At 43.5% G+C, this 25,213-nt stretch carries 20 protein-coding genes and 2 tRNA genes; 10 read left to right on the top strand and 12 right to left on the bottom strand.

The genetic code is table 11. From position 1 onward, the window contains the following. On the top strand, positions 1-1,650 hold the full coding sequence (locus A3EU_RS0125935) for a fatty acid CoA ligase family protein (protein WP_020539106.1): 1,650 nt from the start codon (positions 1-3) through the stop codon (positions 1,648-1,650). A gap of 27 nt (positions 1,651-1,677) precedes the next feature. Here the strand turns inward: A3EU_RS0125935 and A3EU_RS0125940 are convergent, their stop codons facing one another. Continuing rightward, a complete protein-coding gene (locus A3EU_RS0125940) occupies positions 1,678-2,955 on the bottom strand; it encodes a sterol desaturase family protein (RefSeq protein WP_020539107.1) in 1,278 nt (425 codons plus the stop codon). A gap of 51 nt (positions 2,956-3,006) precedes the next feature. Here A3EU_RS0125940 and A3EU_RS0125945 point away from each other — a divergent pair, with 51 nt between their 5' ends. Beyond that, positions 3,007-4,002 carry an NAD-dependent epimerase/dehydratase family protein gene (locus tag A3EU_RS0125945; protein ID WP_020539108.1) on the top strand — a complete coding sequence of 332 codons (996 nt, stop codon included), beginning with the start codon at positions 3,007-3,009 and terminating at the stop codon, positions 4,000-4,002. Between the two features lie 39 nt (positions 4,003-4,041). Here the strand turns inward: A3EU_RS0125945 and A3EU_RS0125950 are convergent. The 3 genes from A3EU_RS0125950 to dnaA all read right to left on the bottom strand — a co-directional run bounded on the left by A3EU_RS0125950 (position 4,042) and on the right by dnaA (position 5,818). Then, positions 4,042-4,116, bottom strand: a tRNA-Pro gene (locus A3EU_RS0125950). Positions 4,117-4,138: 22 nt separating this feature from the next. After that, positions 4,139-4,227, bottom strand: a tRNA-Ser gene (locus A3EU_RS0125955). A gap of 142 nt (positions 4,228-4,369) precedes the next feature. Beyond that, positions 4,370-5,818, bottom strand: a complete 1,449-nt coding sequence (dnaA, locus tag A3EU_RS0125960; RefSeq protein WP_020539109.1) for a chromosomal replication initiator protein DnaA — start codon at positions 5,816-5,818, stop codon at positions 4,370-4,372. Positions 5,819-6,193: 375 nt separating this feature from the next. Between dnaA and A3EU_RS0125970 the strand changes: the two genes are divergently transcribed. Further along, positions 6,194-8,245 (top strand): c-type cytochrome, encoded by a 2,052-nt coding sequence (locus A3EU_RS0125970; RefSeq protein ID WP_169433399.1) that lies wholly within the window; start codon positions 6,194-6,196, stop codon positions 8,243-8,245. A gap of 29 nt (positions 8,246-8,274) precedes the next feature. After that, positions 8,275-8,643, top strand: coding sequence for a cupin domain-containing protein (locus tag A3EU_RS0125975; protein WP_020539111.1), 369 nt, complete (start codon positions 8,275-8,277; stop codon positions 8,641-8,643). A gap of 110 nt (positions 8,644-8,753) precedes the next feature. Here the strand turns inward: A3EU_RS0125975 and A3EU_RS0125980 are convergent, their stop codons facing one another. The 3 genes from A3EU_RS0125980 to lysA form a co-directional block, all read right to left on the bottom strand. Then, on the bottom strand, positions 8,754-9,155 hold the full coding sequence (locus A3EU_RS0125980; RefSeq protein ID WP_020539112.1) for a hypothetical protein: 402 nt from the start codon (positions 9,153-9,155) through the stop codon (positions 8,754-8,756). 43 nt (positions 9,156-9,198) lie between these two features. Next, complete coding sequence (locus A3EU_RS0125985) at positions 9,199-9,705, bottom strand: hypothetical protein (protein WP_020539113.1); 507 nt, start codon at positions 9,703-9,705, stop codon at positions 9,199-9,201. Positions 9,706-10,062: 357 nt separating this feature from the next. Further along, positions 10,063-11,313 (bottom strand): diaminopimelate decarboxylase, encoded by a 1,251-nt coding sequence (gene lysA / locus A3EU_RS0125990; protein ID WP_020539114.1) that lies wholly within the window; start codon positions 11,311-11,313, stop codon positions 10,063-10,065. Between the two features lie 240 nt (positions 11,314-11,553). Between lysA and A3EU_RS0125995 the strand changes: the two genes are divergently transcribed. Together A3EU_RS0125995 and A3EU_RS0126000 are read left to right on the top strand one after the other, a co-directional pair. Further along, positions 11,554-12,117: an RNA polymerase sigma factor gene (locus A3EU_RS0125995; protein WP_020539115.1), complete on the top strand. Its 564-nt coding sequence runs from the start codon at positions 11,554-11,556 to the stop codon at positions 12,115-12,117. A gap of 35 nt (positions 12,118-12,152) precedes the next feature. After that, entirely contained in the window at positions 12,153-12,635 is a 483-nt protein-coding gene (locus A3EU_RS0126000) for a hypothetical protein (protein ID WP_020539116.1), read from the top strand. A gap of 11 nt (positions 12,636-12,646) precedes the next feature. Here A3EU_RS0126000 and A3EU_RS33330 read toward each other — a convergent pair whose 3' ends face one another. From A3EU_RS33330 to A3EU_RS0126020, 4 genes are all read right to left on the bottom strand, one after another. Continuing rightward, entirely contained in the window at positions 12,647-13,879 is a 1,233-nt protein-coding gene (locus A3EU_RS33330) for a GNAT family N-acetyltransferase (RefSeq protein ID WP_020539117.1), read from the bottom strand. A 187-nt stretch (positions 13,880-14,066) separates the two neighbouring features. Continuing rightward, positions 14,067-14,672, bottom strand: a complete 606-nt coding sequence (locus tag A3EU_RS0126010; protein ID WP_020539118.1) for an inorganic diphosphatase — start codon at positions 14,670-14,672, stop codon at positions 14,067-14,069. Positions 14,673-14,677: 5 nt separating this feature from the next. Then, on the bottom strand, positions 14,678-15,724 hold the full coding sequence (gene rfbB / locus A3EU_RS0126015) for a dTDP-glucose 4,6-dehydratase (RefSeq protein WP_020539119.1): 1,047 nt from the start codon (positions 15,722-15,724) through the stop codon (positions 14,678-14,680). A 7-nt stretch (positions 15,725-15,731) separates the two neighbouring features. Next, complete coding sequence (locus tag A3EU_RS0126020; RefSeq protein ID WP_020539120.1) at positions 15,732-16,670, bottom strand: UDP-glucuronic acid decarboxylase family protein; 939 nt, start codon at positions 16,668-16,670, stop codon at positions 15,732-15,734. Positions 16,671-16,962: 292 nt separating this feature from the next. On the opposite strand from A3EU_RS0126020, the gene A3EU_RS0126025 reads away from it, so the two are divergent. From A3EU_RS0126025 to A3EU_RS0126040, 4 genes are all read left to right on the top strand, one after another. Further along, the gene (locus A3EU_RS0126025) at positions 16,963-17,694 is read left to right on the top strand and encodes a hypothetical protein (protein ID WP_020539121.1); all 732 of its coding nucleotides are present in this window, start codon (positions 16,963-16,965) and stop codon (positions 17,692-17,694) included. A 218-nt stretch (positions 17,695-17,912) separates the two neighbouring features. Further along, positions 17,913-19,067 carry a 3-deoxy-D-manno-octulosonic acid transferase gene (locus A3EU_RS0126030; RefSeq protein ID WP_169433400.1) on the top strand — a complete coding sequence of 385 codons (1,155 nt, stop codon included), beginning with the start codon at positions 17,913-17,915 and terminating at the stop codon, positions 19,065-19,067. Positions 19,068-19,252: 185 nt separating this feature from the next. Further along, positions 19,253-20,239 carry a bifunctional heptose 7-phosphate kinase/heptose 1-phosphate adenyltransferase gene (locus tag A3EU_RS0126035; protein WP_020539123.1) on the top strand — a complete coding sequence of 329 codons (987 nt, stop codon included), beginning with the start codon at positions 19,253-19,255 and terminating at the stop codon, positions 20,237-20,239. Between the two features lie 181 nt (positions 20,240-20,420). Further along, entirely contained in the window at positions 20,421-22,304 is a 1,884-nt protein-coding gene (locus A3EU_RS0126040) for a T9SS-dependent choice-of-anchor J family protein (RefSeq protein WP_020539124.1), read from the top strand. A gap of 125 nt (positions 22,305-22,429) precedes the next feature. Here A3EU_RS0126040 and A3EU_RS0126045 read toward each other — a convergent pair whose 3' ends face one another. Then, positions 22,430-25,189, bottom strand: a complete 2,760-nt coding sequence (locus A3EU_RS0126045) for a DEAD/DEAH box helicase (protein WP_020539125.1) — start codon at positions 25,187-25,189, stop codon at positions 22,430-22,432. Positions 25,190-25,213: the final 24 nt, after the last annotated feature.

Here is a 25,213-nt window from a genome sequence, read left to right on the forward strand (position 1 = left end):
ATGATTGACTACAATATTACATCCGCTCTTTTTAAAATGGCTGCCTCCCAACCCGATGCACTCGCTATTGCATTACCAGCAGCGCCAGGGAAGCCACTGCCTAAGGATGGCGCTGTGTCTTATCACAAAATTAGTTTCAAAGAACTTGCGAATCAGACCAATTGTCTCTCCCGTGGTTTGCTGGCTGCTGGTTTTGAAAGTGGTGATCGGGTAGTGTTAATGGTACCTCCAAGTATAGAGTTCTTTACGCTCAGTTTTGCTTTTCTGCAATCGGGTATCGTTCCCGTATTGATTGATCCGGGTATTGGTATCAAGAATTTGAAAAAATGTATTGATGAAACCCAGCCAACAGGTTTTATTGGAATCACCAAGGCGCATATTGCCAGGGTACTTTTGGGGTGGGGCAGGTCTACAATTAAGAAAAAAATCACCATCGGTCCCCGGTTGTTTTGGGGAGGGAAGCTACTTGAGGAAATCAAAAAAGCAGGCAGCACTGATTTGCCCAGAAAGTGCTTTGCTGCACAGCCGGAAGACCTTTGCGGGATTTTATTTACCAGTGGTTCTACCGGGGTGCCCAAGGGAGTAATGAGTACTTATGGAAACATGTACCACCAGGTGCAGATGATCCGGGATACTTATGATATGAAAGTAGGTCAAGTTGATCTGCCTACCTTTCTACCCTTTGCGCTTTTTAACCCTGTCGTCGGAATGAGCAGCATCATTCCTGATATGGACCCTACCCGGCCAGCAAATGTCGACCCTGAGCGGCTTATTCGGACATTGCAGCAGTTCAATGTGACAAGTATGTTTGGTTCTCCAGCCCTGATTGATAGGGTAGGGCGTTACGGAGAGGCCAATGACATCAAACTCCCAAGCTTGAAAAGAGTACTTTCTGCTGGAGCACCCGTGCCTGCAAAAACGCTGCGACGCTTCGCTTCAATGCTCAATGATGATACCCCAATATTCACCCCCTATGGTGCTACAGAAGCCTTGCCGGTAGCGTCTATTGGGAGCCACGAAATATTAACACCAACTATTCAGCAGCTAACCGATAAAGGAGGAGGTGTTTGTATAGGAAGCCCGGTAAAAGGGCTCCAGGCAGAAATCATTCAAATAACTGATGATCCTATCGAATCCTGGTCTAACGACTTGAAGTTAGAGGAAGGAGAGATTGGCGAAATCACCATAAAGGGAAAGAATGTCACCCAGGCCTACTTTAACAGAGAGGAAGCCACTCAACTGGCCAAAATTAAAGACCACGATAGGTATTGGCACCGCATGGGGGATCTTGGATATAAAGACAAAGAAGGCCGACTCTGGTTTTGTGGGCGGAAGGCTCATCGCGTAAAACTTGCTGGAAAAGAATTGTATTCGGTACAATGTGAGTCTGTTTTTAACACTCATCCACAGGTATACCGTACTGCCTTAGTGGGTGTTGCAGGAAAAGCCGTTCTCTGTGTTGAAATAGATAAAGAGGCCGACAGTGTGAATGAAGAACACTTAAGAAAAGAACTTTTGGCCTGGGCTGCCGCAAATGAATTGACTAAGGATATCCAGAAGGTTATCTATCACCCCTCTTTTCCTGTAGACATTCGGCACAATGCTAAAATATTCAGAGAAAAACTGGCCGTGTGGGCTGCGAACCAGTAAGGGGCACAAGATACTCAGATTGGATTATCATACTTTAGGTTTTAAGTGATAGGCTTCATTTTGTCGGATTTCTGTAAAATGGAAGTACCCGGATACGCCTACAGATACGCCTAAAAAGATAATGATAAGAAGACGATTGTACGGAACCAAGGCTTCGAGACCAAACCAATCTTCCCACCACCAAAGTAGCAAAAAGCCAAAAGCCATCCGGAATATTTCGGCCAGTAATGCATAGCTAGCTTTATCCAATAGAGCCGTATAGCTAAAAATGCTGGTTAGAATAAAGAAACCATAAATGAATACTCCTGGTAGGCCAATCTCCGTGATATGATTGAAAAGGAAAAACATCAAGCCAAGGGTAATAATGAGTTGTACCCATCCCCAGGCAATAAGTATTGGCAAAGGGTTGGAATCATACTTTTCTAAAAGGAAAACATCTTTTACCGCTAAAATTGGATACTTCTCTTCTACGTCAGCCGGTCGCCAGCCAGTAGGCATCAACCAAATTCGAAGTTTATCCCAGTAATTATTCGTACGCCAGGCATCTTTGATTAATAACCACAGATGCTGGAAGTTGAAAAGAATAGGATTCCATGTTTTTACGGGCCGTGTGACGCCGTAAATAGGCTTGACGGCAGCTAGTTCTGTCTGAAAAGTACCAAACCACTTGTCCCAAAAAATGAAAACATTGCCATAGTTCTTGTCCAGATATTCTGGATTTATAGCATGGTGAACACGATGGTGAGAAGGCGTGACTAACCAAGATTCCAGCCAACCCATTTTATTGATAAGCCGGGTATGATACCAAACCTGCAGAAAGAAATGCAAGGGCAGTAGTACTGCAATAACTTCTGCCGGAATTCCTAAAATGGCCGCAGGCACAAGGAAGAAGTTGACCAAAGAAAAAATACGAATAAACGGCAAACGTAGGGCTGCTGATAAATTGAACTCTTCACTGGTATGATGAGCCACATGTCCGCTCCAAAGAATATTGATCTCGTGGCGAATACGGTGCCTCCAATACCCAGCGAAGTCTATCCCTATAAAACCAATAAGGTATACCAGGTAGGTGGCTTGCAGTTCAATAATGGCTATTTTATCAACGACCCAGGCATAGCTGATAATGACAACAGTCAACCCCAATACTTCTTTTACGATATTGGTTATTCCGGAACTAATGCCAGATATCATGTCTGTAGGCCGGTTGATTTTTACCTTCATCCATCGGGCAGCAAAAGCCTCGATAATGATCAAGAGAATGAAAAAGGGTACTACATAGTTTAAAACCTTGGCGTAGACCTCCATGTTAGCATTTTTTTTACCTTGAGCAGGGCATTATTATTCTAAATGTAAGGTATGAAAGTATTAGTAACAGGAGGAGGAGGCTTTTTAGGATTTGCTATTGTTGAACAATTGATCGCTGAAGGGTATGAAGTAGTCACTTATTCACGGCGTTATTATGCCGAATTAGAAACATTAGGAGTTACCCAGTTTCAGGGTGATATCTCTGATTATGAGATGCTTAAAAAAGCACTAAATGGATGCGAAGCTGTTTTCCATGTAGCTGCAAAAACAGGTGTTTGGGGGAGTTATGCTTCTTTTTATCAGGCTAATGTTACAGGCACGGAAAATGTTATCAAAGGCTGCATAGAACTTACTATTCCTTACTTGGTGTATACCAGTTCTCCCAGTGTTGTCTATGACGAGGGTGGGGGAGGCGCTGATGAAAGTTTACCCTATCCCGAAAAGTTTGATGCTTATTATCCGGCGACTAAGGCTATTGCCGAACAAGTTGTGCTTAAAGCTAACTCCTCTCTTTTAGCTACATGCTCTTTGCGGCCACACCTGATTTGGGGCCCTAAAGACACGCATTATTTGCCTCGCCTTATTGATCGCCGCCGCAAAGGCAAGCTCTGGACACTTGGTCATGGCAACTACTTGGTGGATACGATCTATATTGACAATGCCGCTCGTGCTCACCTGCAAGCTTTGGAGGTGATGCGCCGAACACCAGGTATCGTAGGTGGCAAGACCTATTTTTTATCGCAAGATGATCCTATTCCTGTTCGAGAATTCATAGATGGATTGCTAGATGCTGGTGGGCTCCCTCCGGTAGATAAAAGTATTCACCCTAAAGTTGCTCGTGCTGCGGGGTGGCTTTTGGAACGTATATTTCGATGGTTTAAAATAAAGTCAGAGCCGCCCGTGACGACTTTTGTCGCTAAGCAGCTTTCAAGCCCTCATTGGTATGATATTTCTGCTGCTAAGCGAGATTTAGGCTATGTACCCACGATTTCTATTAAGGAGGGAATGAAGCGCTTGAAGGCGTGGGTAGGAGAAGCAAATCACTGAAAATGAAAAAGGCCAACAGAATGAACTGTTGACCTTTTGTCGGGGTGGCAGGATTCGAACCTGCGGCCCCCTGCTCCCAAAGCAGGTGCGCTAACCGGACTGCGCCACACCCCGAATAATTCGGATAAGACTTGAGCGGAGACGGCGGGATTCGAACCCGCGGTACCCCGTTAAAGGTACGTCGATTTAGCAAACCGGTGGTTTCAGCCACTCACCCACGTCTCCAAAGTATATATAATTTCATGCCCTTCTTTCAAGAGCGATGCAAAGGTATATAACCGACTCTTATTAGACAAGCATTTTTGTAAAAAAAATAACTTTTTTCAGGAGGATTAACCTAAATGCTTGATCTTTAGTTCCCAAGAAATTAATTACTAAGGGACATTTTTATTTTTCGCTGTAAATCAGAGACAGTGTCTTTGAATATTGCGTCTGTTTCCATCAAATCCTGTACGGTTTTGCAAGAATAGATCACTGTACTGTGATCACGTCCTCCAAAATTGGCACCGATAGCTTTGAGCGACTGGTCGGTCAACTGCTTGGCAAGATACATGGACAACTGGCGAGCGATCACAACTTGCCGTTTGCGGGTTTTCCCCTGAAGGATTTCCACCGGAAGTTCAAAATGGCCGGCGACCAACTCCTGAATATACTCTACCGTAATTTCCCTGTTGATTTCGCTAACGAAGTTCTTGATCACTTCTTTGGCTAAAGGAACATCAATCTCTCTTTGGTTAAGAGAAGATCGTGCGATGAGAGAAATCAAAGCACCTTCCAGCTCCCTAATGTTATTCTTAATATGGTAGCAGATGAATTCCGTTACGTTTTGTGGAATATCAACGCCTTCATAATTTGATTTAGACAATAGAATAGCCATCCGAGTTTCCAAATCAGGTGCTTGGAGATCAGCTGTTAGGCCCCACTTGAAGCGGGAGATTAGGCGTTCCTCGATGCCGTTCATGTCTTTTGGAGGGCGGTCAGAGGTAAGGATAATTTGTTTACCGTTTTGGTGCAACTGGTTGAAGATGTTGAAGAAGATCTCCTGCATCTTGTGCTTATTAGCCAAAAACTGGATATCATCAACAATCAGTACATCTACAAACTGATAGAAGTTAATCAGGTCGTTGACCGCATTGTTTTTAATGGACTGAATAATCTGCTGGGTAAACTTATCCGTAGCAACATACAAGACGGATTTACCTTCATGCAGCTCCAGTACCCGATGACCAATAGCCTGAGCCAGGTGGGTTTTACCCAAACCAACATCGCCATAAATAATCAACGGGTTGAAAGAGTTCTTACCTGGGCGATCAGCAATGGCGAGCCCTGCAGATCGTGCTAATTGGTTACAATCCCCTTCAATGAAAGTATTGAAAGTGTATTTGTCGTTAAGCTGAGGATCAATTTTAGGTTTCTTGATCCCAGGGATAATAAATGGATTTTTGATGTTGCCGGTGTCTACTTGACCGGGAGCATAACCCTGACGAGGTGGCTCTTGCTGTGGACTTCTGGCAACGGTGCCCGTTTGTTCCTGTCGGTTCATTCTGCCCTTAGCTTCTCGGCTACCGTTTACGATCTGATAGAGCAATTGGGCGTTCTCCCCAAGTTCTTTGCGAATCGTCATTTTCAATAGGCCCACGTAATGCTCCTCCAGCCACTCGTAGAAAAAACGATTGGGAACTTGAATGGTAAGTGAAGTCTCACGAAGGTTGACAGGACGTATCGGTTCGAACCAGGTTTTGAAACTCTGATTGTTAACGTGCTGCCGAATCGTAAAGAGACACTTATCCCATACGGAGGAGTAGTCCATTTGCATAATACTCAATAGTTAATAGCCGTTTAGGCAATTAAAAAATACTGTGGCCTGCTGGAGGTAAAAAGCTGAGTATCAGTAAGTTGTAAGTAGAGTCAAGACCGGTCTCCTGAAGTGAGCCGATGCTTGTGAGTTGTGTGTTAAGAGTGGTATCTTCTCTTTACTCCTACATTAGGAGGACTACAAAAGTGAGGTTTTTTTTCTAAAGCCCGAAACCCTTTTTGAATGTTTTTTATAATTTTTTTTCAACTATGCGTAAACACTGGGTTTAAGCAGGAAAAAGAATGTTCGTGTGAAAAATACACTAATCTGAGTGCGCTCAAAAAGCTTGCAATTTTTAGTAGAAAAGCGTAGATTAACAAACAAAAAATGCGCTTTGTGATTCTGATAACTTGCGCTTTATTTCTTCTCCTTGCTTGTGAAGCAGAGGACAAGATGGAAACGGAAGCTTTCCAAAATATTCCTTCCGACCAACGATTTACCATCAATGGAGAAAGAGACACCATTCTCTTTGGAGAAGAAGGCGTTCGGCTCTTTTTACCGGCGAATAGTTTTACTTACGCTAATGGTGATTTGGTGACAGGAGAGGTAGAAATCGTTCTTGTTGAAGCACTTTCCTTAGCGGATCAGCTATTGATGGGAGCTGCGGGAGAAAAACAGCTAGGAGTAATTCGCCTAGAGGCGAAAAAAGAAAACAAGGAGCTATCTATTAAAGCTAAGGCTAAGATTTTGTTACAATTTCCCGCCAAAGAGACTGAAGGAGAATTTAGTATCTATTTAGGTAAAGTGAGGCGAAATGGGAAAATTCGGTGGAAAGAAGGTGAAAAGGCAGCTTCTTTTTTGATCCCGGAAGCTTTTTCTAACCTCCCTTTTCATCCCAAAGAATTTGCAGAAGAGTTGACAACGGTGCTACCTTTTGGGCAATTCAAAGGATACAGTGTAGAGCTTGCCGACAGCCTTTATTTTTCTTTCTCAGGGGGAGAGATGATAGCGTTGGCAGGTGGGTTTCAGCACCTTGAAATGAATGAACCTTATTACCATCGCCATCATGTTCTTAATGATGGACAATATACTGCTGAATCTTATGACAGCTACCAAACAGTAGCAGAGGAGATTATGGATGAGGTAGAATGGCCAGTAATGGAGACTTCCTGTGGTATTGATCCTTTAAAAGTACAAGCTTTAAAATCTGCTGATTTTGCCAATAGTTTATTAGCGACGAGTGCTTTTGCGGAGCGTTTGGCTATGATGTTGAGCATTGGTGACGAATCGCTTTTGGATATTTACTTAAATAATCTGGACCAAGATCTTTGGGAAACAGATCAGCAAGCAGCGACCTATTTACGAGCAAAGTCCGATTCTCGCGCCGATCAGTTCAGTGAGTTTGCTGCTCAGGGATTGACAAACACAGAAGGAGGTGCTGCTTATGCGGATTTACTCCGTGAGACGCTTGTTGATCGGATGGCTCAATTTGAAGAGCAGTTGTCCACGAAACGGCAGGAAATAAGAGCAGCATTAGCCGCAAAGAATAAGGAGGTAGAAATACTAAAAGAAGAATATCGCCAAATTTTATGGAAACGGGAGGAGCATCGAATGCGGTATTTGACTTTCGAGTTGGGTGATTTAGGTTGGTACTGGCCAAGGCGTATCGTCAGGAATGCAACAGATACGGTCTTTTTGGCAAAATTAGAGGCGAAAGTTCCTAATGGAGTTAAGTACGATGAATTATATCTGTACAATGTGATGCCCTATGCGAGGAGTATTTATAGGTTGAATAGCGTAGACGGAGAGTTGTTTTACCCAGGTGTTTTAGATGAGAAAAGAATGTATCAACGGTTGCATCAGGCTGCAAAAGTAGTGGCGGTAGGTTACAAAAACGGTAAGTTGTTTATTGGTGAAACCAACTACCAAGTTGGCTACGAAAATAATGTAGAGCTTTACCTTAAGCCATCTTCCCGACGAAGGCTTAAAGCATTAATGGATGTGGATACAGAGCATCTTTACGAAAATCGGATAAGTGTTGACTTGCCATATATGCGTGCGCTTCATCGTGAACAGTTGAGACAAAACAAATTATGGGAAGAACAATATGCTCTTTATTTCCTGGGAGCCAAAGCATACCCAAATTGTAATGAAGAGCCGACCCTAGAAGAAGCAAAAAGTTTATTCGCTGAACATTGTGCAAATTGTCATTCGATAGATTTGAAGACCAAACTAACTGGCCCAGCGCTATTTGGTGGACCACAGGAATACACTAAAATGTGGTTCACCCGGTTTACCGAAAATTCTCAGCACATGATTGCTACTGGTGATCCGAGAGCAATGGAGCAATGGCGGCAATGGGGCCCTACTATAATGAATGCCTTTGCTGGCGAGCTTAACAAAGCAGAGATTAGTGCCATCTTTAAATACATTCAATCTGTAAATTAATTTTTTGTTCACGACCAAACCATCAAACAATGAATAAACCATACACCCTACAAACCGCCCCCTTTATTGTTCCAACAACCGATGGAAAGTTGATCGAAGAACATTTTGGCCTGGCCTCTACAGGGGAATCACACCTGAGTATAGCTCACATGATTGCACCCCCTGGGTGGAGTGAGCCTTTTCAGACACCCGAGTTTGATGAATACACTTATATCATACGTGGGAAAAAGCAATTCAATATAGCCGGAGAAATAGTGATTCTTGAGGCTGGGCAGTCTATTAAGATCAATAAGAATACCCGTATTCAATACGCCAATCCTTTTGAGGAGGCGTGTGAATACTTGGCTGTTTGTATACCTGCCTTCGCTCCGGAAACGGTCCACAGGGAATACAAGTAGCGAGCTTGTAACTATTGTGGAAAAGATTATTGCTGAACTTGGATTTAAAAAGGCCTGACCACAATGGCCAGACCTCTCTGTTTTACCCGACTGTTAATAATGCACTTTTGTTATTTGACCATTTTGGTGCTCTCCCATAATGGAACAACTTTAGGAATCGTACTCCCAAATTTTTTGAGTACAGGAGAAGAATTGATTGAGCACTTTTGAAAGTCAATTGGGGACCTATTGACTTTTGGGGCAAAAGTGTGGTAACCCATTTGTTCTTTTCCTAATAAAACACTGGTAGGAGAGACCGTAGAGTTACGCCACCATTTACGATTCCTATGAGTATCAATACCCTCTTTATTGAAAAATATAGATGGCTGTAAACCGATTGGGTTGATCCAAAAAACCGCTTTGTTACTTTTATTCTTTAGGCCTTCTCCATCGCGAGGTAAACATTGTAGAACTTGACTATGGATTGTTGTACTAAAGAATATTGCTATTAAAACAAGCATCAGGTTTTTCATAAGTATAATTTTAGCGTGTAAAGTAGAAGGAAGAAGTGGTCGTTTACTTTGGTGTTTCCTTGACTGGGAAGGGCCGTATCGATGGTAGTGGAGCTGTAACCTCTTGATCCATTAAGGAATAATTGATCCATTCTTCTTGTACGAGTTGTCCTTCAGGAGTGAGGGTCTTTATAATTACACTGTTTCGGAATTCAGATTCGATTCGAAAGAGATCTCCATCATTAGTCTCTACCCGCCCCACATAAGTGTAATTGGCTTCCTTGTAATTAGTGTTAAGGAAATTATTAACACCAACTGGTAAGTTGGACGTGTCAATTCTTGTTCTGGTTTCACGCCAGCTCCCGTTTTTCTCGTAAAAGGCTTTAGTGAGTAGACCTTCTAATTGAAACATCGCAACGATTGCTCCTTCACGATATTCCCAGTGTGGGTTTTCTACGGTAGGATATTGTAGCTCGAATTGCTGGTTCACATTGGATGGAACTTGCACCTGAGCTTGGATAGCGCTTAAACTTAAAGTAATAAGTAGAAGACTGGAAAATAGATATTTCATAATTTAATAGTTTTACTACCATATAGACATGTAAAGCTATTTATTTGTTTATAAGTCTTTATTTATTATTGTTTGGTTTTGTATTTGATTAATTAATGAATTGAAAACATGAGTCATCCCGAATTTTGATTGTCATCAAAATCCGTGCTGACCAACTGCAAAACCTATCGTTAAAGACGAGACCCCATGATTTCACTAGTGAAATCATGGGGTCTTCTACAAAAAGCCGGATAAATCACTCTTTTTAGCTATTTACGGACTCTTTCTAAGTTAAAGCCAGGCTGGATTTTGGCCTTAGCCAAAATTCGGGATGACTTATGTTGTTGGTGATCGTTTGTGTTTTATGGCTTTTTTGTGCTATTCGATTGTTTCTACTGCAGCAAACACATCCACCTGATTACGGCGGATATCCTCCATGGTTTCTCGTTTACGTACGAGGTAGGCCTTGCCTTCGTGGACCAATACTTCGGCTGGTCGGTAGCGGCTATTATAGTTTGATGCCATTGAGAAACAGTATGCCCCCGCATTGTGCAAACAAATAACATCACCTTCTCGTACTTCACTGAGTTGGCGGTTGGCGCCGAAAGTATCAGTTTCACAGATATAGCCTACTACAGTATATATACGCTTCTTACCTTCAGGGTTACTCAGGTTGGTAATATGATGATAAGCATCGTACATCATGGGGCGAATCAGGTGATTCAACCCGGAGTCAACACCCACAAAGGCAGTAGCAGGAGTCGTTTTCACGACGTTGCATCTCGCGAGGAAATAGCCAGATTCACTGACCAGGAATTTTCCAGGTTCGAACATCAGCATGAGATCTCTGTCGTAGGTGGAGCAAAATTCATTGAACCGCTCGCTGAGTTGCTCACCAAAGTCTTCAATGTCGGTAGCAATACCACCGGGCTTGTAGGGGACCCGAAATCCACTGCCAAAATCTATATAGTCTAAATCGGGGAATTCTTTGGCACAATTGAGCAAAATCTCAGCCGCTTGTAGAAAAGAGGCTGCATTTAAGATATCAGACCCAGTATGCATGTGGATGCCTTCTACCTTTAAATTAAGGGTAGAGACCACCTTTAAAACATGAGGTAGTTGGTGGATGGAAATTCCAAACTTCGAATCAATATGCCCAACGGAGATCTTAGAATTTCCGCCAGCCATGATGTGTGGGTTGATTCGGATACAAACAGGAACATCTGGAAACTGGTGGCCAAATTGTTCCAGAATAGAAATATTGTCAATATTGATTCTTACGCCCAAGTCTACAGCTTCTGCAATCTCTTCCAAAGACACGCAATTGGGCGTATAGATAATATCTTCTGACTTAAAGCCGGCTTGCAAGCCTAGTTCTACTTCTTGTACAGAAACAGTATCAAGGCCACTTCCCCAGCCCTGCAAAAGCCGCATGATGCTCAGGTTAGTGTTGGCTTTACAGGCGTAATTGATCTTTAACCGTTTTACTGCAAAGGCTTTGGTGATACGATCATACTGGCGTTTAATGACTGAACTGTCATAAATGTAAAGAGGACAGCCATATTCTGTGGCCAATGCTAGTGGATCAATGCCCGACGGCAGGAGGTAACGATTATCTTCCTGGATCATTTNTAGTATTTTGAGAAAAATAAAGCTGCAAAAATAGTTTTTCCATCAGTCAAAGGCTATTTTTTTTTGGACAACCCTCTGTGGAAAACCGATTTCTAAGCTAAAGTTGCCCTTGTTTTACATCTGAAAACACTGACTTAAGCGTTTATAAAATGCCAAAGAGTTACTTTTATTCAGTTGCCAAAACACCATTCCCTGAAAATGTTGCATCTTGTTTACGGAAATTAATCACACTACCAGGTGACAGAACAACAACTCATATCAGCTTGCCAAAAGCAAGACCCTCTGGCACAACGTCGTTTGTACGAAACTTTTTCGCCGAAAATGCTGGGGGTTTGTCGGAGGTATCTATCCCGTGCGGAAGATGCGGAAGATGTGCTGGTAGAAGGTTTCTGTAAGGTATTCCAAAACCTGGAACAGTATACCGGAAAAGGTAGCTTTGAGGGTTGGGTTCGGAGAATTATGGTCAATGAAGCTTTGATGTTTTTACGTAAGAAACACGCTCTACGGAATGCTTATGAAATCAAAGAATACTTTGACCTTAGATCTGATCAGAACGTGGTAGCAGAGTTGGCAGCCCAGGATATTTTATACTTGCTAGACCAGTTGCCTACAGGCTACCGTACCGTTTTTAACCTGTATGTGATAGAAGGGTTTAAACACCGTGAAATCGCAGAAGAACTGGGGATCAGTATCAATACATCCAAATCACAGTTGATTTTAGCGAAGAAACGTTTACAAGAATCATTACTGAATGTCAATTACCCCGGCGTACGCGATCGTATGAAAGATACCGCTGGATAGGATTGTCAGAACAGCACTTTATAAACAACAACACCATGGCAAAGAAGGATATCTTTGACCTCTTTAGGGAAAAATCAGATGAATTAGAGCAGTCACCTTCGCCAGAGGCTTGGGCCCGCATCGAAGGTAGGATTGCTTCTAAACGACCAACTGTTGCCCGTCCGCGGGGAGTTCGACAGTTGGCTCGGCCACTTAGTATTGCTGCTGGATTGGCACTATTGTTAGGGCTGTCGGTAGTGTTCATGTGGTTGTCAGAGCAGGGGCAGACTGGCGTGTTGGCACAACAGCAAATGCCGCTTGAACTGGAAGAATTACAAATCATTGTAGATGATCAATCATCAAATGCTATAGAAAAAGCGCCCAGTCATTTGGATATTACGCCAGCTAAACCGATTGTAGAAGGCACTGCCAATCAAAAGTTGGTAGCAAAAAAGGAAAGCTTCCGCGATAGCGGTAGCAGTCCAGTGCCTCAACCTGACTCTACGGAGAACGAAAATAATAGAAGAACTGGCCGATAGAAAGTGCTTTTTTAATCTTTAAACGGATGCCTTGGCTCCCACTCTGGAAGTGGAGCGATAAATTTAGCAACAATAGGCACTAATGGATTCACCAGGGTATACCGTGCCCGCATCCAGCAATATAAATCTTCGGCCACAGCCCCTACAGAGCTTTTTATCTCCAGGGCTGTACGAGAGAAAATCAACTCTTTACTTCCTGCTATAATTGCTTCTTGTACCAAATCATAAAGCATGTTGAGGTACAACTGGTGGCTCCGGTTATAGTCGGCTTCAAAGCCTAAAAAATGAGCTTCCAATTCTTTACCGTTGTAAACAGCTGTTGAAAACCCAATGAATTCTTCTTCCAGGAAATAACCCCATATTTTAAACTTACCGGGAAATTGTTCTTGCCAATTGGTGAAGTAATGCGCTGGAAGAACAACGGCATTGAAATCCGACTGTTCCGCAATAATACAATACATCCGGTGCATTTCGGCTTGCCGCTCTTTGGTTTCATCTAGGCTAAGCTCTCTTCTTATCAATTCATCTCCTTTCTTCCTGGCACGGCGTGCTCTTACCCGGTATTTAGAACTCATAGCATCTAGGTAATCGGTGAATTTAGACCAACTCGGGTCTAAATGCAACACCATATTGGGTTGTACAGGCAGTGGATGATAGGCATGCGCTCTAGGGTGTTGATCCAAGGGCAAATCTTTGATCATGATCCCATGGATACGTTCGGGCCAAATACGGGCAATGGCTTCACAGCCTTCGCTAATAAGCGCCGCTAGTTCGTTAGTAGAGAGCTTATAGTTTCCTCGTAAACCATGGTTTCCTGTAAGTAATAACTGACCTATGGAAAGGATACGGAACCGTAAGATTTTAGCTAGAATATCTTTTGCCTGTTTTGCAAGACGCTGGAATCGGCCATATTGATCATTTTGGTCAAGTTTACCCATCTGTTCCTCCGGGTTGAAGGAAAACGTTTGTAGTACCAGACCAAAACTATCGTGGTTGGGGTGCTCAAAAATGGCAAAGCCTGTAGCTACTCCTTTAAGGTCAATATCGTCGATTAGACTAAAAAAATCTCCGGATAGAAAAAAATCATCCGAGCCGGAAAGCTGTTCCCAGTAAGTCTTTCCTTCTGTAAGCGAAGTGAAAGTATTTATCTGCCAGCCGGAAGGAAGCGTGATGATATCCAAGGAGTTATTGAGTAAGGAAGAAGAATTCGAAACAGAAGGTAGAGCAGCTTTGTGCTTTCGCATAAGCGGGCAATCTGGTCGTTTCTGCTCCTGTACGGGTGTTTCTGTCATGGTAGAGTCAAATCAATCGTATACAGTAACGATATAGGAGGTAGTATGGTTGAACCACCCTTTACATTGTCATCACTTTATTGATACAGATGACCAACCAGTCGCGATCAGTGAATAAGAATGATAGTATAACAAATGTTTATTCTTTTTTCCACTTTTCAACCTCTTGTATTGCATATTGTTCATCTTCCCAACGTACGATTTCTACCCCTTCAGCTCCTTTGTAGTTTTGAAACCAGTCTTCAATAATTCTACGGGCAGCATCGTAGCGCAAAGCAAATGTCATAAAATCCTCGGCTTTAATGACTTGTTGTTGAGGGTCAGCAGGAATGGCGATAATCTTGGTGTCTATTTCCTGACGATCACGAAGCATCAATGCACCGATGGGGATTACCTCCATGATAGTTCCTGTTGGAACGGATTCACTCAAGACCAGAACATCCAAAGCATCTCCGTCGCCTCCTCGTTCTTTGTCCATCAGTGTGCTGGGGATAAAGCCATAGTTGCCAGGGTAGGGGAGGAAGTTGATGACCCGGTCTTTGCCCTCCAATTGGTCATTAAGAAATTGCTTGCTAGCGTAATTGTATTCAATTTTATGATTGGTGCCGGCAGGGATTTCAATGACAGCTTGAAGGTATTCACCTTTTGTGGCAGCTACCGTGGTTGGGTCAGGAGTTGTTGACTGCCTGCACGAAAAAGAAACTAAAAAAAGGAGGGTAAGTAACCCGATGGTAGGAGTTTTCATGGAGGCTATTGGTATTGTTGGGCATAATATTCCCGGTAAGCACCCGAGGTAACCCTTTCCAGCCACTCGGTATTATTTAGGTACCACTTGGCCGTTCGTTGCAGGCCTTCTTCTACACCAATGGTCGGTTCCCAACCAAGTTCTGCTTTGATTTTTGATGCATCAATAGCGTATCGCTGATCATGTCCTGGGCGGTCTTTTACGAAAGTAATTAACTTACGAGAACTGCCTGGGGCACGTCCAAGAAGACTATCAACAACATCACACAATTGGTGTACTAAACCAAGGTTGGAACATTCGTTATTGCCTCCGATATTATAGGTTTCCCCCTCTCTTCCTTCCCGGAAAATAAGATCAATAGCTGCAGCATGGTCTTCCACCCAAAGCCAATCACGAACATTAGAGCCATCACCGTAGACGGGCAGTGGCTTTTCGTGACGAATATTATTGATCATTAATGGCAGGAGCTTTTCAGGAAACTGGTAAGGGCCATAATTATTTGAACAATTCGAGATCACTACCGGTAAGCCATAAGTATGTTGCCAGGCTCGTACAAAGTGATCAGAGCTGGCTTTGGAGGCGGAATAGGGTGAGCGAGGATCATAGGCGGTTTCTTCCGTAAACAAGCCTTCGGCTCCTAAAGAACCATAGACTTCATCCGTAGAAACATGGTAAAATCGTTTTCCGGAATAATCACTTTGCCAACTATTTTTAGCCGCATTGAGCAAATTTACGGTACCCACAACATTGGTCATGATAAAAGCCATGGGGTTGGCAATCGAACGATCAACATGCGACTCTGCGGCCAGGTGGATTACGCCGGTAAATTGATGCTCGGCAAAGAGTTGCTCAAGAAAAGCAAAGTCAGTAATGTCGCCTTTGACGAAACTATAGTTCGGGGCATCTTCAATGGCTTTCAGGTTCTCTGGATTACCTGCATAAGTCAAGGCATCAAGATTCACAAACTGCTCTCCGGGGTACTTGTTGACGAGCAGGTGAATTAAATGAGAGCCAATGAATCCGGCTCCACCGGTTATTAAAGTCTTTGCCATAAATAAATTACTTAACGACGGTTTTAAAGTATTCGAATGTCCGTTTTAACCCTTCTTCCCGATCAATGGTCGGTTCCCAACCAAGAATCTCTCTTGCTTTGGTGATATCTGGCTGTCGGATTTTGGGGTCATCTACCGGTAAATCATGGTGAATGATATGGGCTGCTGGGTTGTTCACTAAGGCTAAGACCTCCTTTGCGAAGTCCATGATAGTGATTTCATCAGGATTGCCGATATTAACGGGTAGGTGGTAATCACTTAAAAGTAAGCGATAAATACCTTCTACTAAATCATCAACGTAGCAAAAGGAACGGGATTGTGAACCATCACCGAAAATGGTCAGCCCTTCTCCGCGAATAGCTTGGGAGAAAAAGGCAGGGAGGACACGGCCATCATCGGTGCGCATACGTGACCCATAGGTATTGAAAATGCGAATAATTCGAGTTTCCAAACCGTGATAATTATGGTAAGCCATGGTAATGGCCTCTAAGAATCGTTTTGCCTCATCGTAGACACCACGTGGACCAACAGGGTTGACATTGCCCCAATATTCCTCTGGTTGTGGATGAATAAGCGGATCGCCATAAACTTCGGAAGTAGAGGCAACAAGGATGCGTGCCTTCTTCTCTTTGGCCAAGCCCAATAAGTTATGTGTGCCAAGGGCACCAACCTTTAGAGTTTGAATAGGCATCTTTAGGTAGTCGATAGGGCTGGCAGGAGAAGCGAAGTGAAGGATGTAATCCAGTGGCCCCGCAACATGGACGAAATTGGAAACATCATTATGGTAGTACTCAAATTCCGGGAGAGGAAATAGGTGGGCGATATTATCTTTACTGCCAGTCAGCAAATTGTCCATAGCAATAACCTGATACCCCTCCTTGATAAAGCGGTCACAAAGGTGCGAACCTAAAAAACCAGCTCCACCGGTGATAAGAATTCTTGGCATAATGATATTGAGTATTTATCCAACGTTTTAAGATGGCCCATTCTGAAAATGGTACAAGACTATTTTTTTCGGCAGCAAAGATAGTAGAATCCGTTGCAGCCCGAAAAAGGATTTCTTGTTAAGTTTTGATGAAAAAATTCTGTGATCAATTCGCAATGTGTAGAACAAATAGAAGGGTTGTTTTTTGACACTCTACCAAGTCTTAAAAAGCCTCCTATCTTTGCGATCAAATTTTTAAGAGATGAAAAATTGTTTTCCGCTAAAAGCTACAGCCTGTAAAACAGTTAGCATAATGCTGCTGCTACTTATGCTTCAAACGGGCCTTCAGGGCCAGGGTTGGGGTAAAACCAATTCAGGAAAAGCCCTCTTGCTCAATTTTGGCTACGCTCCAGAGGTGCCACTCGGTGATTTGGATGAACGCTTTGGACTGGGTTTTGCCCCAGAGATATCCTTGGACTTTATTACAGAAAGTAACTGGATCATTGGCATACAGGGAATGTATCTTTTTGGTAGTAATGTAGAAGAAGATGTACTGGCAGGCCTCCGGACCGAGTCAGGTGTTATCATTGGGAATGATCGATCTCCTGCGGATATTCAATTGCGTCAGCGTGGGAGCTATTTTGGCTTGCGGGCCGGTCGGCTCATTAGTCTTTTTGAAGATAACCCTCGTTCAGGTATTCGTCTTAATCTGGGTGCAGGTCTACTTCAACATCGCATACGTATTCAGGAAGATCCCTTTCGTGCGGTACCTCAGCTTGAAGGAGAGTACTTGAAAGGCTACGACCGCCTGACTAACGGTCTGACCTTGCACCAGTTTGTAGGGTATCAGGTAATTGGAAAAAATACGGGGATCAACATTACAGCTGGCTTTGAATTTTATGAAGGGTTTACCCAAAGTCGCCGCTCTTTTGATTTCAGTTCAAGAGTTGCCGACACGGAAAAACGGTTGGATATTTTAGCGGGCTTCCGTTTTAGTTTTACTCTGCCTTTTTATCTGGGAAATGCAGAAGAAGTTTATTATTAAGAAACAGCACGAAAATAAAATATGATTTTGTTTTTCATAATAGTTGAATAAACGGTTCATTTAAAGTGTTTTAACTATTTGAAAAACTTAAGGAAAATCACATTTTATTTTCTGCGCAATACTAAGGAGTGGTTGCATTCATTTACCGATTAGCAATAAGCTTATATCATACTGCCATCTATCTGGCTTCCTGGTTTAGACCAAAGGCAAAAGCCTGGGTGGAGGGTAGAAAAGATTGGCCGCAAAAATTACGGTCGTGGAGAAGCACGCTTCCCGCCGGGGCTAAAGTGCTTTGGATGCATTGCGCCAGTTTAGGCGAATTTGAGCAAGGGCGCCCCGTATTGGAGCTTGTTCGTGAGAAATACCCGGATTTTCAGATTGTATTAAGTTTTTATTCCCCATCTGGTTACGAGCAACAAGCTGATTACCCTCATGCCGATTATGTGGCCTACTTGCCGGCTGATAGCCCGCGTAATGCGCAACAGTGGTTAGAAATTTTAAGCCCAACTATTGTTGTTTTTGTAAAGTATGAATTCTGGGTTTACCATCTAAAGGCCCTTTTTGCCGCAAATATCCCGGTCTTCCTTGTTGCGGGCAGCTTTCGCCCCGGGCAGCTTTTCTTTAAGTGGTATGGCAACTATTTTTTAGGACTATTGCAGGGTTTTCAACACCTTTTTGTACAAAACCAAACGGACAAGGACTTATTAGTTGGTCAGGGTATTTCTGATGTTACGGTCGCTGGTGACCCTCGTGTGGATCGGGTGTTGTCGATCGCACAGCAGGATATTGATTTCCCACTGGTGGCTGCTTTTAAAGGGCAGGAGCGTTTGTTTATAGGTGGTAGCACCTGGCCTGCTGGCGAGCAAATTTTACTGAGGCAACAAACCTATTGGGGAGAAGGGTGGAAGCTATTGTTGGCTCCGCACGATATTAGCGAGGCGCATTTGAAAAGTATAGAAGCTCAGTTGAAAGTCCCATTTTGTCGTTACTCTCAATTAAAGGATTCGGCTAATTTAGCCTCCTGCCGCGTAATGATTCTGGATACGATCGGCATGCTCTCGCGCGTATATCACTACGGCGAACTGGCTTATATTGGTGGAGGATTCGGTAAAAGTATTCACAATACCCTGGAGCCGGCAGCACATGGCCTACCTATCCTCTTTGGACCAAATCATCACAAATTTCAAGAGGCATTAACATTGAAAAGCCAAGGCGGGGCTTTTGAAATTGCGGATTTTCAGGATTTCGAACGCTATTTCAATGATTTTCAGGATGAAACAGTATTGGCCAAAGCACAGCAAGCAGTAGGTGATTACCTGGTGACCAATCAAGGGGCTGCTAGGAGGATTGTTGAGGCCTTGCCATTTGGGTAAATAGAAATATCAATTATGTCTGTATGGATAATGAAGGAGAAATAGAGCATAGTAGCATAATTGTAGAGGTAGAGTAATAAATTATCCGCGTAAATTGGTTTGATCCGTTAACCCCGTGGCCTATCCTGCTAAATATGCTCTAACATTTTTTCTTATTTTTGCGGCTCCTGACAGACCACTAATCAATGAATTCAGCCGATTTTTTAGGACAGTTTTCCCAACTCAATATTGTCGTTATTGGCGATGTGATGATTGACCGCTACCTCAGCGGCAAAGTTGATCGTATCTCGCCAGAGGCACCAGTGCCGGTTGTACACTTACGTTCAGAAGACAATAGGCTGGGAGGAGCGGCCAATGTCGCGTTGAATATCGAAGCTATGGGGGCTACTCCGTATTTGTTTAGCGTGATTGGAGCTGATGATAATGGTAAATTGTTGCAGCAGCTCCTGCCAGCGGCTAACATTTCTGCGAACTACCTTCTGGAGCATCCAGGTCGAGTTACTACTGTGAAAACCAGGGTGCTGGCTCAAAACCAACACCTGTTGCGTGTTGATCGGGAAGATACTAGCCCGATCAAAGAACCAATTGTTGAGCAGTTGATGGAGCAACTGAAGAATTTGTTCAATCAAGAAGACATCCATCTTATCCTTTTTCAGGACTACAATAAAGGGGTGCTAACCCCAGGTTTAATCCAGCAGGTGATGCAGGAAGCGCTCCATAGGGGTATCCCTACGGCAGTCGACCCCAAATATGACAATTTCTGGGCTTATCGAGATGTAACATTGTTTAAACCTAATCTTCGGGAAATCCAACAACAAATTGACCCTCATTTAGAGGCGAATCTGTCAAGTTTGAAAAAAGCAGCAGCAGAGGTAAATAAGCGTTTGGGCAATGCTTACACGATGATTACTTTGTCGGAAAAAGGAGTATTCGTCGCAGGTAATGAATTGAGTGAGATTATTCCTACCTACGAACGTACTATTGCTGATGTTTGTGGAGCTGGAGATACAGTAATAAGTATAATGGCCCTTGGCTTGGCTGCCAAAATGGAATTATCGATGATTGCTCGTTTAGCCAACCTGGCAGGTGGGCAAGTTTGCGAGAAGGTAGGGGTAGTACCCGTTGATAAGCATCAATTAGCCAAAGAGTACGCTGCTTTAGGTTCCGAATGATTAAGCTTATGCAAAACAGGCGACGATAATCAGTTGAATGTAACCACAAAGTAGTTAGCTTGGCAATAAACCTTTATCTTTGCATTCTCTCTCTAAAAAACAACGATGAATCAAATGTTGATTCGTTAATTTTCAGGTGTAAGCCTGATGATTTGCTTATTTAAAAAAAAAATCTGATTTTATGCAATTGAAGAATTACGTAATCGCCTTATTCTGTTTGTCATTGACCACCTTTGGTCTACAGGCACAAGACTTTTTTACAGAATCTTTCACCAGTGATGGTGGAGTTCCTACTGGCTGGATGAATGTAGAAGTAGCCGGAGACGGCAGCCCTTCAGCCTCTTGGTTATTCGGAACGGATGGCCCTACAGGACCATTCGCAACTGATCCTATCGCAAGTACCACAGCTGCTGACGGTTGGGCTACTTTTGATTCTGATTTGAACTGTTCACAAACGGTACAAGATGCTTGGTTGATCTCACCAGCTATCGATGCTTCTGATAAAGCTGCTGTTTGGTTGATATTTGAAACACTTTACCGTAGTTTCAATGACCGTCCGCAAATTCGTGTAGGTACTGATTTAAATGACCTTTCCAGCTGGGCTACTTTCGAGGTATTCCCTGGTATTGCTGCCAATGACTTTGGCGGTGTTCTTGATGGTGATCCTGCTCAGAACCCACAGACGATTCAGTTGGACTTGTCTACTGCTGCTGCTGGTGTTAACAATGTATATGTTGCTTTCCAGTTTCTTTCTGACGGTGGTACTGCCAATGGTGGTAACCTTACTGCTTGTGGTTACAGTTGGCAGGTGGATGATATGGTCTTGACCGAGACTGATCCTCGCCCAGCTAACGAAATGCGTGTAAATGCTTTCGCTGCTGTAGCTCCTAATGCTTTTACACCTGCTAGCCAGGTAGAGCCTATCGGCTTTATCGCTGATATCGCTAACGCTGGTTCTGCTACTCAAGCTACCGTAACTTTGAACATGACGATCACTAACAATGCTGGTTCAGAAGTATACAATGACGAGATCGTTTATACTGATATTGTTTCTGATTCAACGGCAGAAAATGTATTTTTCCCTAGTGAATTTACACCTCCTGCTGTAGCGGATATCTATACGGCTACCTACTCACTGAGCTATGATGGTGATGACATGGATGCGATCCCTGGCAACAATACCAACCAGTTCGTTTTTGCAGTAAGTGATACGCTTTTCGCTAAGGAAATCGGTTCTACCCGCGGTGTGTCTCCTGCTGATGATGATAGCTACACCTATGGTAATGTTTACACCATCAATAGTGATATGACGCTGGAAGGTGAACCACTACATGCACGTACCATCTCTTTTGGTGTAACCAATGCAGATGAGTTAGCAGGCCGTTTTGTTACCGTTTTATTACTTGAGTGGCCAGAAGATACCAATGAAAGTTTCATTGCTGAGCAAGACGAGTATACAATCTATGGTTTTAATTCTTACGAATTTACTGGTAATGAAGGTGATGGTTTGATTACTGTATTGGCTAACGAAGATGGGCCATTACCATTGACAGAAGGTTCTAATTATATTGCTGCTATTCAGTACTCAACGCAAGACGATCAGGCGATGTTCCTGCAAGCTTCTGAGGATTATGATTATGCGGCAATGACTTTCTACACCGATTCTTTAGATCGTATTCGTTACTCTGCTGCACTTGATGTAAGCAACGAAGGTGATTTGAGTATGACTGGTTTCGGTCAGGATATCGTGCCTGTAGTACGCTTGAGTGTTGGAAATGATGTTGTTACTAGCACCAGCGAAGTAGAATTACCTAAGGGCGCCGTTTCTGTATTCCCTAACCCAGCTAACACTTACGTGAACCTAGATTTCGATCTGGAAGAGCAAACAAGTGGCCGTTTGGTGGTATTTAATACCAAAGGACAGGTGATTATCAACCGTACTTTAGATAATGTAATGAAGGAGCGTATTCAGTTGGAGACTGCTGGCTTGCCTAGTGGTACTTACTTGATTCGCGTTGATACTGAGCTTGGTGTAAGCAACCGTATGATCACGGTTCAGCACTAAATTCTACTTTATTTTAGCAGCCTTACAGTTGTTGAAATAAAGTATAGCCGGAAACAAATAAGAGTTGTTTTCTGCGCGATACTGGGAAGGGCATAGATGAGGTAATCCTCATTTATGCCCTTTTCTTATTTGGGAGTTACTGAAAGGAAGGCTTTTAGCGCTTGCCTACTTTCTTCTGGGGAATTCACCCACTGGCTATAAGGCAGTGAGAAACAGGGGATTCCCAGTCGCTCCAGCATCCTCCATCGTTCCAGGGGCAGTGCCATTTCGTAAACGCCGGGGAAACCGATGAGGTCAATACAATAAGTTCGATCTTGATAGACTACAACCAAATCAATTTCCAACCCTGCAATAGGATAATTTTCCAAGATCGTAGATGTGCCTTGCTGTGCAATAAATTGGCTCACTTCTTCCAGGAAGGGATCGGTATCAAACGAGGATTTTTGAGCAATAGCTGGAGGTGCTTCGACTGTGCCCGATGTCTGTAAATAACGTGTCAATAGATGATCAGCGGGAAGCTGATGAACATCAACAGATAGGAACATATACTGAGCAGCCCGAGCCCGGGTAATGCTTACATTAAAGACATTTTCTTTAGCAAGATAGCGGTAAGTACCGGCAGGCGTTGTTGCATCAACGACCCAGGAAATTAGCATCAGGTCTCGTTCTTCTCCCTGAAAATCGTGTGGTGTACCGATCAAGATGCGGTGTCGGGCAAGCTCTTCTGTAGAGAATGCTTCCTTGACGGCTTTCCGCAAAAAATCGACTTGGGCCCTAAAAGGCGAAAGTAAACCAATGGACTGGTGTAGTGCTGAGTCCAATTCCTTTTCTTGATCGACGGTACTTCTTATTTTGCGGAGGATCGCTTTCGCTTCTTTGATGTTATGCCCGCTGGCGTCTCTTTCGCCATTTAAGCGATGCAGGAAAATGCACTTTTGCGCATGATTATGCGGATGTGCCGTCATTATTTTTAGTTTTGACCGATAGAAGTTTACATTACTAAAATTGATGATCCCTGGTAAGGAGCGAAAATGCTCATCCAATAGAATGATGTTTTGTTGATGCTGGATGCGGTTACTCACCAAATCAAGTAAGCTGTGGTCACGGTAAGAGAGCCGTTGCTGCAAGTTGTTTAGTTCGGTGGCAGGTAATTGAAAGCGTTGTGCAAAACCGAACTGTCGCTCCCTGGAGAGGAAGGAAACATGTCTAAGTTGCTTGGGATCACCCACAATTACGGCTCTTTTGGCCCGTTGCAGCAGCGGGAAAGCACTGGCCATATCTGATTGACTAGCTTCGTCAATAATGACAAGATCAAACAAGCCAGCTTCCAAAGGAAGTACCTCCTGAATATGACTGCTATCGACCAACCATACCGGAAGAGCGCTTAGTAGCTTTCGGAAATTTATCTGGTTGAAATACCGTTCTTTTTGATTGCCTGTTTTACTTTTAAGGGCTTCCCACGTTTGTTGCAACTCATTTCTATGAGTGCGTAAGGCGCTGGTGAGGCATTCGGAAAACAAGCCCTCCAGGTGTTTTCGTGAACGATGTTGTAACTTATGGCTAGCTTGTTCTAATTGTTGGTGGAGTTCCCACATTGGCGTGATACCGTCAAAAGCTCTTCGTAATCTCCAACGCTGAAATCGTTCCCGCCAACTAAGGTAATTCTTAGTCATCAACTTTCCCATACTAAGCTCCTTATCAGCTCGTAGCGCAAGAATCTCTTCCAAGTTAGCTGTTTGGGAAAGAAAAGTATCCAGTTCAATCTTTACCCGCTTTTGATCAGAAGGGTAAACGTATTTTACCCCCAAACCATTTAACCAGTCTTTTAGTCGGCGGCGTAAATGCTTACGGTAATCTTTCCGGGTAGCGCGGATAGCAATGCCTGGAAGTTGAAAGTCTCTTTCCAATTTATCGGCAATAACTTCAACTGCTTGTGGGTTTTTGGCTGCAATAAGTACGGACTCACCTTGGCTGAGTCGATCAGCAGCAATAGCAGCGATGGTAAAGGATTTTCCCGTCCCTGGTGGACCGTTGACCATAGTGATCGTTTGTGTAGCTGCTGCCTGGAGGATAGCCTTTTGATTCTTGCTTAACAGTACGGGCAGTGGGGTAGGTGTTTGTTTTTTGTTGGTGGGTGCGAGGTCGTCATTGGTGAATAACTCTCGAAGAACAGGTGAAAAGGTAGTACCCTGAGCAATGGTTTCCAATTCATTAAGAATGCCCAATGATCCTGATGCTTTTTGCATCATTGCTAACCCTGTATGAGGTAAAAGCGTAAATCCTTCTTTTTGCTTTCGTATGCTTTGTTTGAGGGATTGTTCGCTAATAGGTTTAGGAAACGCATCCAGATCATTTAACACTAAGTCAGGGAAAATAGAGGCAAGCTGCAGTTCTAGGTCGTGTAGGTGTTCAAAATCGAGCGGGCCAGTGGGCAAAATAGTGTTCAGGTGATCTAAGAGGGAAGGGATATTTCCAGTATTCAACTCCTGAAGTACATCCGCTAAGGCAGGATTGATGACCATGCCGGAAAAATCAAGGCTTACCTGATACACTTCCTGTAAGTGGTGAAGCTCTGCCGGAATTAAATATAGGGGTGCGCAGACGGTACGTTGTTTGCCAAGCAACTGGGTACGCCCTACCAAAAATAAAGCATGGACATAGAGCTGCTCTTCTTTACCATGGAGGTAGGTATGTTTGCTTAAAGAGCTGGCCCAGTCCGTATCAACGGGCAAAGTTTCGAGGGTGCCTTGGAGAAAAGCTTCATCGGTGAAGAGGTGTTGATGATTGGCTTTGGTGCTGAAAAAATTCAAGAGATTTACCGCCCGATAGTCGGCCTGGTAGCAGGCACGAAGGTACCGGGTGATGGCAGGTAGCGCATTTGCCATAATTTTTTGTTGCGTTAATGATAA

This window comes from Lewinella cohaerens DSM 23179, assembly GCF_000379805.1.
Lineage (GTDB): Bacteria > Bacteroidota > Bacteroidia > Chitinophagales > Saprospiraceae > Lewinella > Lewinella cohaerens.